The sequence below is a fragment of the Brucella haematophila genome (genome assembly GCF_005938105.1).
Taxonomy (GTDB): Bacteria; Pseudomonadota; Alphaproteobacteria; order Rhizobiales; family Rhizobiaceae; genus Brucella; species Brucella haematophila.
Genome location: NZ_VCPE01000005.1, coordinates 233167 through 248749, shown reverse-complemented (window position 1 = coordinate 248749; position 15583 = coordinate 233167). Strand labels below are relative to the sequence as shown.

The following is a 15583-nucleotide window of genomic DNA, read 5'->3' as shown; positions in this document are numbered from 1 at the left end:
TGTTATCTGCCGCCATTCTTGAGGCGGATCAGATCCGGAGGGGTTGCCTCTTCAACAAGACGGGCAATCGCCTCATCGCGTGTCATCGGTTCCTGATCGCGAGAGCCGAAGCGGCGCATATTGACCGTCTGTTCTTCCGCTTCACGCTTGCCGCAAACGAGAATGACCGGAACCTTCTGGAGCGAATGTTCGCGAACCTTGTAGTTGATCTTCTCGTTGCGCAGATCAGTGACAACCTGCAAACCGGCAGCCTTCAGCTTTGCAGCTGTTTCGATGGCATAATCGTCGGCGTCCGAAGTGATCGTCGTCACCACGACCTGAACCGGCGCGAACCAGAGCGGCATATGGCCGGCAAAGTTTTCGATCAGAATGCCGAGGAAACGTTCCATGGAGCCGCAGATGGCGCGATGGATCATGACCGGCTGGCGCTTTTCCGATTCATTGTCGATGTAGAAGGCGCCAAAACGTTCCGGCAGGTTGAAATCGACCTGCGTGGTGCCGCACTGCCATTCGCGACCGATGGCGTCCTTCAGCGTATATTCGAACTTCGGCCCGTAGAACGCACCCTCACCCGGCAGGATACCGGTCTTGATGTCGTCCGACTGCTGCTCGATCTGTTCGAGAACAGTCATCATCACGCTTTCAGCGCGATCCCAAAGCTCGTCCGAACCGACTCGCTTTTCAGGGCGCGTCGAGAGCTTGATCGTGATCCCTTCAAAGCCGAAATCCTTATAGACCGACAGAATAAGATCGTTGATACGCAGGCATTCCGCAGCCATCTGCTCTTCGGTGCAGAAGATGTGCGCATCGTCCTGCGTAAAGCCGCGCACGCGCATGAGGCCATGCAGAGCGCCCGACGGTTCATAGCGATGCACATTGCCGAACTCGGCAAGCTTGATCGGCAGATCACGGTACGACTTGAGGCCATGCTTGAAAATCTGCACGTGGCCGGGGCAGTTCATCGGCTTCAGCGCAAAGACGCGGTCGTCGTCGGTGTCGTCACCGGCAACCGTTACCTTGAACATGTTGTCGCGATACCAACCCCAGTGACCGGAAGTCTCCCAGAGCGACTTGTCGAGCACCTGCGGCGCGTTGACTTCCTGATAGCCGTGGCTGTCGAGGCGACGGCGCATGTAGCTCACCAGATTCTGGAACATTTTCCAGCCCTTGGCGTGCCAGAACACGACGCCCGGTCCTTCTTCCTGGAAATGGAACAGGTCCATTTCGCGGCCAAGGCGACGATGATCGCGCTTTTCGGCTTCTTCAAGCATATGCAGATAGGCCTGAAGGTCGTTGTCGTTGGCAAAAGCGGTGCCGTAGATGCGGGTCAGCATCGGATTGTTGGAATCACCGCGCCAGTAAGCACCGGCAACCTTCATCAGCTTGAAGGAATTGCCGATCTGGCCCGTGGAAGCCATGTGCGGACCGCGGCAAAGATCGAACCAGTCGCCCTGGTAATAGATCTTGAGATCCTGACCTTCTGGAATGGCATCGACGAGTTCGACCTTGTAGGCCTCGCCCTTGTCGGCAAAAACCTGCTTGGCCTTGTCGCGCGACCAGATTTCCTTGGTGAACGCTTTGTTGCGCTGAATGATCTCGCGCATCTTCTTTTCGATCACCGGCAGATCGTCCGGGGTGAACGGTTCATTCCGCGCAAAGTCGTAATAGAAACCGTTTTCGATGACGGGGCCAATGGTAACCTGCGTACCCGGGAAAAGCTCCTGAACAGCCTCTGCCAGAACGTGCGCCGTATCGTGACGGATCAGTTCAAGCGCGCGCGGATCTTCGCGGGTGAGAATCTCGATCTTGCCGGAAGCGCCAAGCGGATCGGAAAGATCACGCACGGTGCCGTCGACGGCATAGGCCACTGCCTTTTTTGCGAGAGATTTGGAGATTGATTCCGCAAGTGCAGCGCCGGTGGTCGATGCATCATAGTCCCGTACGGAACCATCAGGGAATTGCATGGAAACGGTATTCGACATTCTATTCGTCCTTATCCAGTCCCGCCAACGATTGCGGGTGGTTCATGATCATGCGTTGTCAGTATTGTGAGGCTTCTAGTATTTTTTGCCCGGCCAGTAAAGCGCGACATCCCGACAGGGCTATTTGTCGGGATGTTTAAAATAATTCGTAAATGGGATGTCAGCCCTTGATGGGCAGGCAGTCGATACGCTGCTTCTTCAGCTTGGCGCAGGCCTTTTCAGCGGAGGCAGAATCCTTGAAGCCGCCAAACCAGACGCGATAGACCTTGCGGCGCTTGCCATCCGGTGAAATTTCGCCCCTCAGACCATGGGCAACCTGATCCACGGCGGGGCGCAGCTTTTCCTGAAGCTCAGCAGCCCCGGCGCGCGTCGGCGTTGCAGCAAGCTGGATACGCCAGGCCGCACCGGCGGACGCGACGAGATAGCCGCCATCGCCCTGCTCGATCTGGGAATCGTCAATCAGGTCCGCAACCGAATCCTTCTTCGGGGTTTCTTTCGGCGACGGCGCAAATGCGACCGGCTTTGCCATCGCTACTGCCGTACCCTCGCCGCTGGCATTGCCATAGCGGGTCAGAAGCTTGGCCATCTGGCCATCACGCTCGCCTGCCGAACCGGCGCCCAGCACCACTCCCACGAGATGCTTGCCGCCGATAATGGCGGACGAAACGAGATTATAGCCGGATACGTTTGTATAGCCGGTCTTGATGCCATCGACGCCGCCATAGCGGTACATCAGATTGTTGTGGCCGTTATAAACCCGGCCGCGATAGGTAAAAGAGCGCTGCGAAAACAGTGCATACTGATCAGGGAAGTCGCGGCGCAGAGCCATACCGAGCACCGCCATATCGCGCGCGGTGGTGAGCTGGGTCATATTCGCGGTCAGTCCCGAAGGATTGACAAAGAAAGTGCTCTTCATGCCGATCTGACGTGCGCGCTGCGTCATCAGACGGCCGAAACCCGCTTCAGAGCCGCCGATATATTCGCCCATCACGGTTGCCGCATCATTTGCCGAAATGATGATCATCGCATTGACCGTGTCGCGCACGGAAATGGTCTGCTCCGGCTTGAGCCAGAGCTTCATGCGCACCTTCGCAGCAGCATTCTTGGAAATGGGCATCTCGTCGTCCCAATGGAGACGGCCCGTCTTCAAAGCTTCAAACGTGATGTAAAGCGTCATCATCTTGGCGAGCGATGCCGGTGCGCGCTGGATATTCGCGTCGTCCTGCCCAAGAATTCGGTTGCTGTCAGCGTCGAACACGACCCACGACGGCTTCGCCAATGCTGTGGAGGCACAAAGAACAGTGGCTCCAAACGCTACAGAAGCAACGAAACGTGCGATACGGGACGACGATGTCAGCATGGTGGCTCGCGGATGTAAAAATGCCAGATCGGTCTTAAGCGACATTCGTGTCGTTATAACCACTCCAGCCTTTTGATCATTAGGCACATCTTGCAGGATGCGCTTCAGCTGCATTGCAGGCAAATTGCGGCCTGAAAAAGACCATAACGATGCCTCAATTCTTATTCTCTAAGAAACATTGATATCGTTAATGAATTCTAAGCGTCGGGAAAAAATGCTGGTATTTATTGGTGGGGTGTCGAGCAGCGCCAGTAACGCCAGGGCAGATACCATTTCAGCTCGCCCGACAATTCACGCGGCACGGGGTCAAAACCATGCGTGCCGAACGGGCCGCAGCGCATGACCCGGAAAAGCCCCATCCAGCCGCCACTCCACAGGCCATGACGCGCAATCGCTTCATAGGCATATTCGGAACAGGTCGGCATATGGCGGCAGGAATTTCCGATCAGCGACGACAGTGTCAGCTGATAGAATCGGACAAACGCCGTGCCAAACACCCTCCCCGGCGTCTTGCGCCAGCGCTCGGTGAAATTACGGCTGTATCGCTTTGCTGGAGGCTGCGTATCAGTCGTGTGGTCTTCGCCACAGGAGCACATTGGGTCAGGCGGCCTTGGCTTTGTCTTCGATCTGGCGAATGCAATCGACAACGGCGTCGAAGGTCAAAAGCGTCGATGCGTGGCGAGCTCTGTATTCGCGCACCGGCTCGAAATATTTCAGGTCTTCGAATCGTCCTTCCGGTGACGGAGCGTTTTCCTTGAGCATGGCATACATCGCATCGCGGACGGCTTTCAGTTCGTCGGCAGTCGCGCCGATGACGTTGCGCGCCATGACAGAGGAAGACGCCTGCCCCAAGGCACAGGCTTTCACCTCGTGTGCAAAATCGGTCACTACACCGTCCGCCATCTTGAGATAGACGGTGACCGTCGAACCGCACAGCTTGGAATGCATCGTTGCGACGGCATCCGGCTCCGCCAGCCGACCGATACGCTCCAAATTGCCTGCAAACTCCAGGATGCGTTTGTTGTAGATGTCGTCGATCATGTGCGTAAGCCTTCCGCCTGATATGCTGGCCATGCAGCTTCATTCATTTACATGGTGCCAGCAGTCAGGAACTTCAAATCCGTCGAAAGCGTCAGATTGAGCAAGATACAGGAGTTTTTCGAATCCTGCCCCTGCCGCTTTCATTGCGCCAAAATGATACGAATTTCAAAACGTTGATACCAGTCAGAGAAAAAACAAAAAAATGTTTTTTGATATCAGTTTGAAGTTGCAATTTACTCCCTATATATTAGGCAAGTAACGCCTGCACTTTGGATGGCGTTGGAACGTTGGACTTTTAACTATTGTTGAACGCTCCGACAGTCTGTTTTAAGACATGATCTGATACGAAAAACCTTTGTGTTTTACGGTATCATGTTTTAGCACAGTGCCATGGTGGTGGCATGAAACCTGTCCGGTGCGCTTAAGCCACCGGATCAATACATCGCCCGCTCGCAAAGCGTATCGTTGTATTGTCCGTTTAACTCGTCTCCTCCTTGAAGGAGACTACTGGAGAATACTGATGGACGCGCGCATCCTCAAAGAAGATGACGAATCCGGCCTGTCTTCAAAGAAGCAGGCAAATGTTACCCCGTTGCACGGTAAGCCGACGCAAGCCGATGCGGAAGCGGCAGTTCGCACGCTTTTGCTGTGGGCTGGCGATGATCCGGAACGCGAAGGCCTTCTGGAAACGCCAAAGCGTGTTGCCAAGGCCTATAAGGAGCTTTTTTCCGGTTATTCGGAGAGCCCTGAAGAAGTGCTTGGCACCGTGTTCGAGGAAGTTGCCGGTTATAATGATATGGTGCTGGTGAAGGACATTTCCTTCTTCTCGCATTGCGAACACCATATGGTTCCGATCATCGGCAAGGCGCATGTCGCCTATCTTCCTGACCACAAGGTTGTTGGCCTGTCGAAAATCGCCCGCGTGGTCGATATTTTCGCGCATCGCCTGCAGACGCAGGAAAGCATCACTGCGCAGATCGCCGACAGCATTCAGAATATTCTGAAGCCGCGTGGCGTTGCTGTGATGATCGAGGCCGAGCATATGTGCATGGCCATGCGCGGTATTCGCAAGCAGGGTTCGACCACCATTACCACCACTTTCACCGGAGAGATGAAGGTCAAGGTGGATGAACAGGTGCGTTTCATGACCCTGTCGCGCAGCAAATAAGGCGCTGCCCCCGAAAGGCTTCGGCTTTTCGGCTATGCATGACATGTTTTTCAGATATTCAGAGGCACGCGGTATAAAACGCGTGCCTCTTATCCATTTCAGGTGAGACAATGACGACCTTCCCTGCCCAGCCTTCCGATAAAAACACAATTGAAGAAGGTGCGGTATTCATGCCGCGCTTCGATGCTTCCGGCCTTATCACGGCAGTCGTCACAGACGAGCGTGACGGTGTGCTTTTGATGGTTGCCCATATGAATGCGGAGGCGCTTCGCCTGACGCTGGATACAGGGGTCGCGCATTACTGGTCGCGCTCACGCAACACGCTTTGGAAGAAGGGCGAAACCTCCGGCAATTTGCAAAGCGTGATTGAATTGCGCACCGATTGCGATCAGGACGCCTTGTGGCTCAAGGTTCGTGTTGCTGGCGATGGCCCCACCTGCCATACCGGACGCCGCTCATGCTTCTACCGGCAGGTGGTCACTGAAAATGGTGAAACCACACTGAAAATCGAAAATGGCGGCGATTGCGATCACGATCATTGATCGCCTTCAAAACGATGTGATGATGCGAATAGGCCTCGCGTCATCAATTTGCAGCATTTATTCTTTGGATACCATGTTTCGCTAATCTGATCGAAACGATGAGGTGTCCAAGGTGATGCTTAACTGGGGGGTACGGCGCAGGACTGTCAGCATTGACGTCGAAGCGCCTGCTCAGGAAGTCATTGAGAAGCCCGAAATCAAGCGCGAGCCGCGTAAGATCGCGCTGGCGCTTGGCGGCGGTGCTGCGCGCGGCTGGTCGCATATCGGCGTGTTGCGCGCGCTTGACGAGGCTGGCATCAAGATCGAAATGATCGCCGGTACATCTATTGGCGCACTCGTCGGCGGTTGTTATCTCGCAGGCAAGCTCGATGAGTTGGAAGAATTCGCCCGCAGTCTGACCCGCCGTCGCATGTTCAATCTCCTCGACATTACATTTCGTGGGAGTGGGCTGTTTGGCGGCATGAAGCTCGATGGGCGCTTACGCGAACATCTCGATGGCCTGCGCATAGAAGAGCTCACACGGCCCTTTGTCGCGGTCTGCACGGAATTGCGTACCGGCCATGAAATATGGCTGTCGTCCGGACCGCTGGTGGACGCGATGCGCGCCTCCTATGCCCTGCCCGGCGTGTTCGAGCCTGTGCGGTGGGATGAGCGTGTGCTGGTCGACGGTGCGCTCGTCAATCCTGTGCCGGTTTCCGTTTGCCGCGCCTATGAGCAGCGGCTCGTTCTGGCGGTCAATCTCCATTACGACCAGTATGGCCGTGCGGCGGTCATCAAACACGCCCAGATGCGCCAGGAAAGTCTACCCAACGCGATCCATGGCGAAAAGGAAGCGCGTCTTGGAATCACCGGTGTGATGATGGATGCCTTTAACATCATTCAGGACCGTATTTCCCGTGCCCGCATGGCCGGTGACCCGCCGGATCTGTCGCTGATGCCGATTGTCGGCCAGATTGGGCTTGCGGATTTTCACCGCGCCGCCGAGGCAATCGATGCCGGATATGTCGAAACGATCAAACGTCTGGAGGATATTCGGCGTCTTCAGGGCATAGCGGGCTGATTTCTCTGCTTTTTTGCGAATCTTCCGGAAACGGGATTCGCGATTCCGTCGACAGTCTGATCACCGCTGACGCTTTTCACGTCTGGAAGACCTGCTCTGTGAAGATTTTTTGAAAAAATATCATTTGTGGGAAGTCTTTGAAAAAGCCCACAAAATAAGGGTTCCTGGTGTTTGATTGGGTGAATGTGCTGCGGTTCTTCACATTCTTTTCGAAAAAGATTGGCTGATGATGCAGATGGGGCTTGTGCACCCCAAGGTGATTTGCTAAATGCCCACTCGCCGGAGCAATTCGGCTTCTACCACGGGCGGTCGTGGCGGAATTGGTAGACGCGCAGCGTTGAGGTCGCTGTGGGGCAACCCGTGGAAGTTCGAGTCTTCTCGACCGCACCATTCTCTCTCTAGAGAGTTGAAATCGTTAGATTTTAAGCAAACGCCCTCTGGGGCGTTTTTGTTTTTCCAAGCCCTGCTATAAACAGTTTCAGCCTTGGCCCTCGATATTCCCCCTCTTTGACATAGATGTCTGTGTTAGTTTTCAGGCCTGAACACAATCATGGAGGATTGCATGAAGATCAGCGCGCGTAACAGGCTCAAGGGCAAAATCGTAGACGTTACCAAAGGCGCCACGACGGCGCATGTGCGTATCGATATCGGCAATGGCGTGATCGTCACCTCTTCCATCACCAACGAAGCTGTTGACGAGCTGCGTCTTGCAGTAGGCGGAACGGCATATGCCGTCGTCAAGGCGTCCGACGTCATGGTGGCCGTAGAAGACTGAGCCACCGGCCTATCGGTAAAGAAAAACCCCGCCTGAGCGGGGTTTTTGATTCATGCCTTGTCCAGTTCCGATCGAACCATTTCGCTGTGCTCTCCCAGATTGGGTGAGCGGTGGTCGATTTTAAGTTCCGCATCGGAGAAGCGGATCGGCGTGCGCAGTCCCGGCACGCCTTGCGGGTCGATCTTCATCCCGCGTGCGATGAATTGCGGATCGGCAAAGACATCCGCCACCGAATTGATTGGCCCTGCCGGAACGCCAATCTTTTCCAGTCTCGCCAGAAGGTCGTCACGGGTCCACTGACGGGTGCGCTCTTCCAGAAGCTCGGTTAGCGCGGTGCGGTTCGCGACGCGGGCAGCATTGGTTGCAAAGCGCTCATCGCTCGCAAGCTCTGCAAGATCCAGAAGTCCGACTAGTCGGCCGAATTGGCCGTCATTACCGCAGGCGATGATGAAATAGCCGTCAGAGACCGGCAGCGTCTGGTACGGCGCGATATTGGGATGCGCATTGCCCATACGCTTCGGGGATATGCCGGAGGCCAGATAATTCATAGCCTGATTGGCGAGAACCGCCGACATACAATCGAACAGCGCCATATCGATGTGCTGTCCCTTGCCCGTACGCTGGCGCATGATGAGTGCCGACTGGATGGCAATCACGCTATAGAGGCCCGTAAAAATGTCGGCAAAGGCCACGCCGATCTTCTGCGGCTCGCGATCCGGCTCGCCAGTCAGATCCATGATGCCGCCCATGCCCTGGATCATGAAGTCATAGCCTGCCCGCTCGGCATAGGGACCGTCATGTCCGAATCCGGTGATGGAGCAGTAGATCAGGCGCGGATTGACAGCCTTGAGGCTCTCATAGTCGAGGCCGTATTTATCGAGGCCACCAAGCTTGAAATTCTCGATAACAACATCTGCATCGGCCACGAGGCGGCGCACCAGCTCCCGCCCCTCTTCCGTGCGGAAATCCGCCGTGATCGAGCGCTTGCCGCGATTACAGGCATGGAAATAGGCAGCCGACTTCTCACCTTCGACTTCAATGAACGGAGGCCCCCATTTGCGCGTATCGTCGCCTTCTGGGCTTTCGACTTTGATAACGTCCGCGCCTAGATCGGAGAGCGTCTGACCGACCCACGGACCGGCCAGAATGCGGGCCAGCTCAACCACTTTGAGACCGTCAAGCGGTGTGTTCTGCATTTCGGATACCTTACAAAAGCGGAAAAGCCCGCCCGCAGAAAGCGAGCGGGCCTTGGGAGAACATTGCGCGGGCGGTTACGATCAGAAGAAAGCCTGAATACCAGTCTGCGCGCGTCCAAGGATCAGCGCGTGAACGTCATGTGTGCCTTCATAGGTATTCACCGTTTCAAGGTTCTGCGCGTGGCGCATCACGTGGTACTCGATCTGGATACCGTTGCCGCCATGCATGTCGCGCGCCTGACGGGCAATATCGAGCGCCTTACCGCAATTGTTGCGCTTGACGATGGAGATCATTTCCGGAGCCATTTTGCCTTCGTCGAACAGGCGACCGACGCGCAGCGATGCCTGAAGGCCGAGCGTGATTTCGGTCTGCATGTCGGCAAGCTTCTTCTGATAAAGCTGCGTGCCGGCCAGCGGCTTGTCGAACTGCTTGCGGTCGAGGCCGTATTGACGCGCACGGAACCAGCAATCTTCGGCAGCGCCCAGCACACCCCAGGAAATGCCGTAGCGGGCGCGGTTAAGGCAGCCGAACGGACCCTTGAGACCCGATACGTTTGGCAGCAGGGCGTCTTCCGACACTTCCACGCCGTCCATGACGATTTCGCCGGTGATCGATGCGCGTAGCGACAGCTTACCGCCGATCTTCGGAGCGGAAAGACCCTTCATGCCCTTTTCAAGCACGAAACCGCGGATGGCGTTGTCATGGGCAGCGGACTTGGCCCACACCACGAACACGTCGGCGATTGGCGAATTCGAGATCCACATCTTGGAGCCGGTCAGGCGATAGCCGCCGTCGATCTTTTCGGCGCGGGTCTTCATGCCCGCAGGGTCAGAACCGGCATCCGGCTCGGTCAGGCCGAAACAGCCGATCAGTTCGCCCGAGACGAGACCCGGCAGATATTTCTTGCGCTGTTCGTCGGAGCCGTAGGCGTAGATCGGGTACATGACGAGCGAGGACTGCACGCTCATCATCGAACGATAGCCGGAATCAACGCGCTCAACTTCGCGAGCCACGAGGCCGTAGGCGACATAACCGGCATTGGCCGCGCCATATTCTTCCGGCAGCGTAACGCCGAGCAGACCGGACTGGCCCATGAGGCGGAACAGTTCCGGATCGGTCGTTTCGTCGAGATAGGCCTTTTCCACACGCGGCAGCAGAACGTCGCTCGCAAACGCCTTTGCGGAGTCGCGGATCATGCGCTCGTCTTCAGTCAGCTGTTCGTCGAGCAGAAATGGATCTTCCCAGTTAAAGGCCGTACGCGACATTATGAATTCTCCTCAGTTCAGAATTGACCGGACTATGAACCGCAGGGCGTCAGGCTGCAAACGATGTTTACTCATCGATCTATTCCATTTAGTAATAGATCATGACGACACTCTCACGACGGCTCCTTCCCTCGACCAGTGCGCTTGCAGCGTTTGACGCTGTTGCGCGGCTGGCAAGCTTTTCAGCCGCTGCCGAAGAACTGGCGCTGACGCAAGGCGCCGTCAGCCGCCAGATTTCAACGCTCGAAGAACAGCTTGGAACAGCGCTTTTCGACCGCACCAGCCGCCATGTCGTGCTGTCGGATGCGGGGCGTGCTTATTTCAATGCTGTTGCGCCTGCCCTTTCAGCCATTCGTGCTGCTTCGCTTCAGGTTATGTCGCAGATGCGCGGCAAGACATTGAACCTCGCTTTTCTGCCGACATTCGGCACACGCTGGCTCATCCCGCGCATTCCGCGTTTTGTGGCGCAATATCCGGATATTATTCTGAATTTCGCAACTCGCATTGGTCAATTCGATTTCGACCGCGAAGGTCTCGACGCGGCCATTCACATCGGCCAGCCGGACTGGCCCAATGCGGATTGCGTGTTTTTGATGGATGAGACGGTTGCGCCGGTGTGCAGCCCGGCTTTTCTGAGGGAGAACCCGGTGTCAGCACCCACCGATCTTCTGCGGCTGCCACTGTTCAATATGGCATCGCGACCGGGCGCGTGGGATCATTGGTTCCGCAGCCTCGACATCACCGTGCCAGCGCCGGGCGGCATGCGGTTTGAACAGTTTTCCAACGTTTCGCAGGCCTGTATCGCGGGGCTGGGCGTCGCCCTCATGCCGCTTTTTCTAACCCGCTCGGAAATCGATAGCGGGCAGCTCGTGGTGGCCTATCCGCACACGGTCAAAAGCCCGAGCAGCTATTATTTCGTCACACCGAAGGCGCGCACCAACACGCCTGCGGTGAATGCGTTTCGCGATTGGCTTCTGGGTGAAGTCAATCGCGAATTCGATCCTCACGCAATCGAGTTGCTGACAATCTCGTAGGACCGCAGGCGCTTCTTGTGATCATGAATCATGCCAGTGATCATCAGTTCATCAGCGCCGGTGCTTTCGGCAAAAGCCTGAATGCCCTTTGCCACCGTTTCAGGCCCGCCGACGACGCGGCATGACAGCATCTGGCGGACAAGCGCTTGCGCTGCCGGATCAAGCTGTTCCATGTAGCCTTCTACCGGTGCCGGAAGCTTGCCCGGACGGCCGCTGCGCAGGTTCACGAAAGCCTGCAATTGCGAAGTGAAGAGATAATGCGCCTCTTCATCTGTATCAGCGGCAATAACGTTGAGGCCGAGCATGACATAAGGCTTCTGCATATATTCCGAGGGCTCAAACCGCTCGCGATAAAGCGCGATGGCGCGTTCCATTTCCGCTGGTGCAAAATGCGATGCGAAGGCGTAAGGCAGGCCCAGCATGGCAGCCAGTTGCGCGCCGAACAGGCTTGAGCCGAGAATCCAGACCGGAACCTCAAGCCCCTCACCCGGAACGGCGCGGACGCGCTGGGCAGGCTCTGCCGGTTTGAAATAGTTGAGCAGTTCGACCACGTCCTGCGGGAATGCGCTGGCATCGCCATCAAGATTGCGCCGCAGCGCATGGGCCGTGATCTGGTCGGTTCCGGGCGCACGGCCAAGGCCGAGGTCGATACGGCCCGGAAAGAGCGAGGCCAGCGTGCCGAACTGTTCGGCAATCACCAGAGGCGAATGGTTCGGCAGCATGATGCCGCCCGCGCCGACGCGGATTGTCGAAGTGCCATTGGCAACATAGCCTATCACCACTGAAGTGGCGGCGCTGGCAATGCCGGGCATATTGTGATGTTCGGCCAGCCAATAGCGATGAAAGCCAAGTTTCTCCGCATGCTGTGCAAGCTCAAGCGTGTTGCGCAGAGACTGACCGGCATCGCTGTTATCGGGAACGGGCGAAAGATCGAGTACGGATAAAGGTATCATACTGGCTCATATGGGATTGAGTACTGCGGTTACAACGACCGCAAAGAAATAGGGCACCCTAAAAATAAGGTGCCCTATACTTAATTCAAAGCAACTAAGAGTGATCAGCCAATATTAGTGCGGTTGTGCCGGGGCTGAATCATGCCCCTCTTCCGGCTTAACCACATATTCGCCTTCCACATCCTTCTTTGCGATGAAGGTGTAGAACATCGGCACCACGAACAGCGTGAACATCGTGCCGATCACGATACCGGTGAAAATCACCAGACCCATCGAATAACGGGCGGCAGCGCCAGCACCGGTTGCGATGATCAGCGGAACAACGCCGAGCGCCATGGCCGCAGTGGTCATCAGGATCGGACGCAGACGGGTTTCGGCAGCAGCGATGATTGCATCACGGCGCGAAAGTCCGTGCAGGCGGCGCTGCTGATTGGCGAATTCCACCATCAGAATGCCGTGCTTGGTAATCAACCCGACAAGGGTGATGAGACCAACCTGCGTGTAGATGTTCAGCGTGCCAAGACCGATATTGAGCGGCACGATAGCGCCGAAGATCGAAAGCGGCACCGACATCATGATGATGAACGGATCGCGGAAGCTTTCGAACTGCGCAGCCAGAACCAGATAGATCACGACAACGGCGAGGCCGAAGGCGATCAGGATCGTGTTGCCCTGCTCCACTTCCAGACGCGACTGGCCGGAATAATCGAGGAAGAAGCCTTCCGGCATCTTGGCCTTGGTCAGATCGACAAGCGTTTGCAGGCCTTGGCCCGTTGTCACGCCCGGCAGAGGCAGCGCGGAGATCGTTGCCGAATTGAGCTGGTTGAACTGCTCGATTGCGGCAGGCGATGCGTTCTGTGTGATCGTGATGACCGACGACAGTGGGATCATCGAACCCGAAACGCTGCGAACATAGAACTCACCGAGCTTTTCGGGATTCGAGCGATAGGCATCCGGCACTTGGGTGATGATGTCATAGCTGTTTGAATCGCGGTCAAACTTGGCAACCGACGCGCCACCGGTCAGAAGACCAAGCGTTGCACCGATATCGCTCACCTGCACGCCAAGCGTTGCCGCACGGTCACGGTCGATGGTGATCGTTGTTTCCGGTGCGTTGAAGGACAGCGAGTTCTGCACGATGATGAACTGTCCCGAAGCCTGCGCTTCGTTCTTGATCTCTTCGGCCAGTGCGAAAACCGTGTCCGCCGGACCGGTCGACTGCAGTGCAATCGAGATCGGCAGGCCGCCGCCGGTGCCCGGAAGCGATGGTGGAGCGAAGACGAAAGCCTGTACACCAGCCACCTTGTTCAGACGATTTGTCAGGTCTTCCTGAATCTGCTTCTGCGAACGGGTACGGTCGTTCCAGTCGCTCAGCACCCAGAGTGCGATACCCGAAGTCGTGCCGCCATCCATGCCGACGATCTGGAACCGGGTCTTTTGCTCGGGCAGATCCTTCGTCAGCTCATCAATCTGTTCGGCATAGAGGTTGGTGTAGGCGGAAGTCGCATATTGCGGAGCCTGGAACATTGAGAACAGCGCGCCCGAATCTTCTTCAGGAGCCAGTTCGCTCGACGTGTTCATGAACAGGAATCCCGTCAGGCCCATCAGCGCTATGACGATCATCAGCGTGATGCCGCGATAGTTCAGCGAGTTCGTGACGCGACGATGATACCACTTCTCCACGCGCGAGAATGTGCGGTCGATAAACTTCTGGAACCGCGTTGCCTCGCCATGCTTGAGCATGCGCGAGCACATCATCGGCGAGATGGTCAAAGCCGCCACACCGGAAATGATAACGGCACCCGCCAGCGTGAAGGCGAATTCGCGGAACAGCGCGCCGGTCAGACCGCCGGTGAAACCGAGCGGAGCAAACACGGCAGCCAGCGTGATCGTCATGGCGATGATCGAGCCGGTGATTTCCTTCATACCCTTGAAGGCGGCATCCATTGGACGCAAACCCTCTTCGATATGGCGGTGAATATTCTCCAGAACGACGATGGCGTCATCGACCACGAGGCCGATGGCCAGAACCATGGCGAGCAGTGAGAGAAGATTGATCGAGAAACCGAGTGCGAACAGGAAGAAGCACACGCCGATCAGCGAGATCGGAATGGTCACAATCGGGATCAGAACCGAACGGAACGAACCGAGGAAGACGATGATGACCAGAATAACGATAGCCACAGCTTCGCCAATGGTCGTGAAGACTTCCTTGATCGACGAGCTGATCTGCTCGGTCGCGTCATAGACGAGAACCAGCGACATGCCTTCCGGCAGCGAGTTCTGGATCGACGGCAGTTCCTTGTTGACGGCAGCCGCCATGTCGATCGGGTTCGCTGCCGGTGTCGGGTAAACGCCGAGGAAGGTACCTGCCGAGCCGTTGAACGAAACGATGGTGTCGGTGCTCTTGGCCGCCAGTTCCACCTTTGCCACATCACGCAGACGCACAACTTCGTCACCCGAAGTTTTGATCGGCATTGCGCCAAAGGCTTCCGGTGTTTGCAGCGTCGATTTCAGCGTGATCGAAGACGCAACATATTCATTCTTCGTCGTGCCCGGAGCCGACAGGAAGTTGGATGCGTTGATCGCGGCCAGCACTTCCGGTGCCGTTATCTGACGCGCAGCCAACTGGATCGGATCGAGCCAGACACGCATCGAATAGACCTGACCACCAAGGATTTCAGCCTTGGCGACACCCTGAATGGTGGACATGCGCGGCTGGATGACGCGTTCCAGATATTCGGTGATCTGCTCGCTCGTCATGTTCGGGTTCTGCGCAGCCAGATACATGGTTGCGAAGCTCTGGCCCGTTCCCTTGACGATGATCGGGTCATCGGATTCATCCGGCAGATCGCCGCGGACCTGATTGACCTTGGCGATCACTTCCGTCAGCGCGGCATCCGGATTTGCGCCGAGCTTCATCTGCACCGTCACCGTGCTCGACGATGGGCGGCTGGACGACGTCACATAATCGATATTTTCGGTCGTCGCGACCGATTCAGCGATTGGCGCGGTGATGAAGCCCTGAATGAGTTCAGCGCTTGCACCGGCATAGTTGGTGGTGATGGTGATGACCGTTTCGTCAACCTTCGGATATTCGCGCACGGAAAGCTGCGCAATACCCTGAAGGCCGAGGAGAATGATCATGAGGGCGACCACCGTTGCAAGAACGGGTCGCCGGATGAAAATGTCTGAAAAACTCATCG

13 protein-coding genes and 1 tRNA gene are annotated in these 15583 nt (G+C 56.5%); 6 read left to right on the top strand and 8 right to left on the bottom strand.

The window, feature by feature from the left end:
• Positions 1–2: 2 nt before the first annotated feature.
• The 4 genes from thrS to FGI60_RS10580 all read right to left on the bottom strand — a co-directional run bounded on the left by thrS (position 3) and on the right by FGI60_RS10580 (position 4383).
• Positions 3–1982, bottom strand: coding sequence for a threonine--tRNA ligase (gene thrS, locus FGI60_RS10595; protein WP_138785133.1), 1980 nt, complete (start codon positions 1980–1982; stop codon positions 3–5).
• Positions 1983–2142: 160 nt separating this feature from the next.
• On the bottom strand, positions 2143–3342 hold the full coding sequence (locus tag FGI60_RS10590) for a D-alanyl-D-alanine carboxypeptidase (protein WP_138785197.1): 1200 nt from the start codon (positions 3340–3342) through the stop codon (positions 2143–2145).
• Positions 3343–3566: 224 nt separating this feature from the next.
• Positions 3567–3938: a membrane protein insertion efficiency factor YidD gene (yidD, locus tag FGI60_RS10585; RefSeq protein WP_138785132.1), complete on the bottom strand. Its 372-nt coding sequence runs from the start codon at positions 3936–3938 to the stop codon at positions 3567–3569.
• Between the two features lie 4 nt (positions 3939–3942).
• On the bottom strand, positions 3943–4383 hold the full coding sequence (locus FGI60_RS10580) for an iron-sulfur cluster assembly scaffold protein (RefSeq protein ID WP_138785196.1): 441 nt from the start codon (positions 4381–4383) through the stop codon (positions 3943–3945).
• Between the two features lie 520 nt (positions 4384–4903).
• Between FGI60_RS10580 and folE the strand changes: the two genes are divergently transcribed.
• The 5 genes from folE (at position 4904) to FGI60_RS10555 (ending at position 7928) form a co-directional block, all read left to right on the top strand.
• Entirely contained in the window at positions 4904–5551 is a 648-nt protein-coding gene (gene folE / locus FGI60_RS10575) for a GTP cyclohydrolase I FolE (RefSeq protein ID WP_138785131.1), read from the top strand.
• Positions 5552–5661: 110 nt separating this feature from the next.
• Positions 5662–6093 (top strand): phosphoribosyl-AMP cyclohydrolase, encoded by a 432-nt coding sequence (hisI, locus tag FGI60_RS10570; protein ID WP_138785130.1) that lies wholly within the window; start codon positions 5662–5664, stop codon positions 6091–6093.
• Between the two features lie 112 nt (positions 6094–6205).
• Complete coding sequence (locus FGI60_RS10565; RefSeq protein ID WP_138785129.1) at positions 6206–7153, top strand: patatin-like phospholipase family protein; 948 nt, start codon at positions 6206–6208, stop codon at positions 7151–7153.
• A 305-nt stretch (positions 7154–7458) separates the two neighbouring features.
• Positions 7459–7543: transfer RNA gene (locus tag FGI60_RS10560), tRNA-Leu, on the top strand.
• 172 nt (positions 7544–7715) lie between these two features.
• The gene (locus FGI60_RS10555; protein WP_078338625.1) at positions 7716–7928 is read left to right on the top strand and encodes a TOBE domain-containing protein; all 213 of its coding nucleotides are present in this window, start codon (positions 7716–7718) and stop codon (positions 7926–7928) included.
• Positions 7929–7978: 50 nt separating this feature from the next.
• Here the strand turns inward: FGI60_RS10555 and FGI60_RS10550 are convergent, their stop codons facing one another.
• Both FGI60_RS10550 and FGI60_RS10545 read right to left on the bottom strand, forming a co-directional pair.
• Positions 7979–9124 carry a CaiB/BaiF CoA transferase family protein gene (locus FGI60_RS10550; RefSeq protein WP_138785128.1) on the bottom strand — a complete coding sequence of 382 codons (1146 nt, stop codon included), beginning with the start codon at positions 9122–9124 and terminating at the stop codon, positions 7979–7981.
• An 81-nt stretch (positions 9125–9205) separates the two neighbouring features.
• Positions 9206–10390, bottom strand: coding sequence for an acyl-CoA dehydrogenase (locus tag FGI60_RS10545; protein WP_078338624.1), 1185 nt, complete (start codon positions 10388–10390; stop codon positions 9206–9208).
• A 101-nt stretch (positions 10391–10491) separates the two neighbouring features.
• Here FGI60_RS10545 and FGI60_RS10540 point away from each other — a divergent pair, with 101 nt between their 5' ends.
• Complete coding sequence (locus tag FGI60_RS10540; RefSeq protein ID WP_138785127.1) at positions 10492–11424, top strand: LysR family transcriptional regulator; 933 nt, start codon at positions 10492–10494, stop codon at positions 11422–11424.
• Here the strand turns inward: FGI60_RS10540 and FGI60_RS10535 are convergent.
• Positions 11394–12377: an LLM class flavin-dependent oxidoreductase gene (locus tag FGI60_RS10535; protein WP_078338622.1), complete on the bottom strand. Its 984-nt coding sequence runs from the start codon at positions 12375–12377 to the stop codon at positions 11394–11396. The genes FGI60_RS10540 and FGI60_RS10535 overlap by 31 nt on opposite strands.
• Positions 12378–12491: 114 nt before the next feature.
• Positions 12492–15581, bottom strand: a complete 3090-nt coding sequence (locus FGI60_RS10530; protein ID WP_138785126.1) for an efflux RND transporter permease subunit — start codon at positions 15579–15581, stop codon at positions 12492–12494.
• Between the last annotated feature and the right edge of the window lie 2 nt (positions 15582–15583).

Coding starts and splice junctions, on each gene's coding strand:
- FGI60_RS10540 (WP_138785127.1), top strand. CDS start 10,492: ATGACGACACTCTCACGACGGCTCCTTCCCTCGACCAGTGCGCTTGCA.
- hisI (WP_138785130.1), top strand. CDS start 5,662: ATGACGACCTTCCCTGCCCAGCCTTCCGATAAAAACACAATTGAAGAA.
- FGI60_RS10530 (WP_138785126.1), bottom strand. CDS start 15,581: ATGAGTTTTTCAGACATTTTCATCCGGCGACCCGTTCTTGCAACGGTG.
- thrS (WP_138785133.1), bottom strand. CDS start 1,982: ATGTCGAATACCGTTTCCATGCAATTCCCTGATGGTTCCGTACGGGAC.
- FGI60_RS10555 (WP_078338625.1), top strand. CDS start 7,716: ATGAAGATCAGCGCGCGTAACAGGCTCAAGGGCAAAATCGTAGACGTT.
- FGI60_RS10580 (WP_138785196.1), bottom strand. CDS start 4,383: ATGATCGACGACATCTACAACAAACGCATCCTGGAGTTTGCAGGCAAT.
- folE (WP_138785131.1), top strand. CDS start 4,904: ATGGACGCGCGCATCCTCAAAGAAGATGACGAATCCGGCCTGTCTTCA.
- FGI60_RS10535 (WP_078338622.1), bottom strand. CDS start 12,377: ATGATACCTTTATCCGTACTCGATCTTTCGCCCGTTCCCGATAACAGC.
- yidD (WP_138785132.1), bottom strand. CDS start 3,938: ATGTGCTCCTGTGGCGAAGACCACACGACTGATACGCAGCCTCCAGCA.
- FGI60_RS10590 (WP_138785197.1), bottom strand. CDS start 3,342: ATGCTGACATCGTCGTCCCGTATCGCACGTTTCGTTGCTTCTGTAGCG.
- FGI60_RS10550 (WP_138785128.1), bottom strand. CDS start 9,124: ATGCAGAACACACCGCTTGACGGTCTCAAAGTGGTTGAGCTGGCCCGC.
- FGI60_RS10545 (WP_078338624.1), bottom strand. CDS start 10,390: ATGTCGCGTACGGCCTTTAACTGGGAAGATCCATTTCTGCTCGACGAA.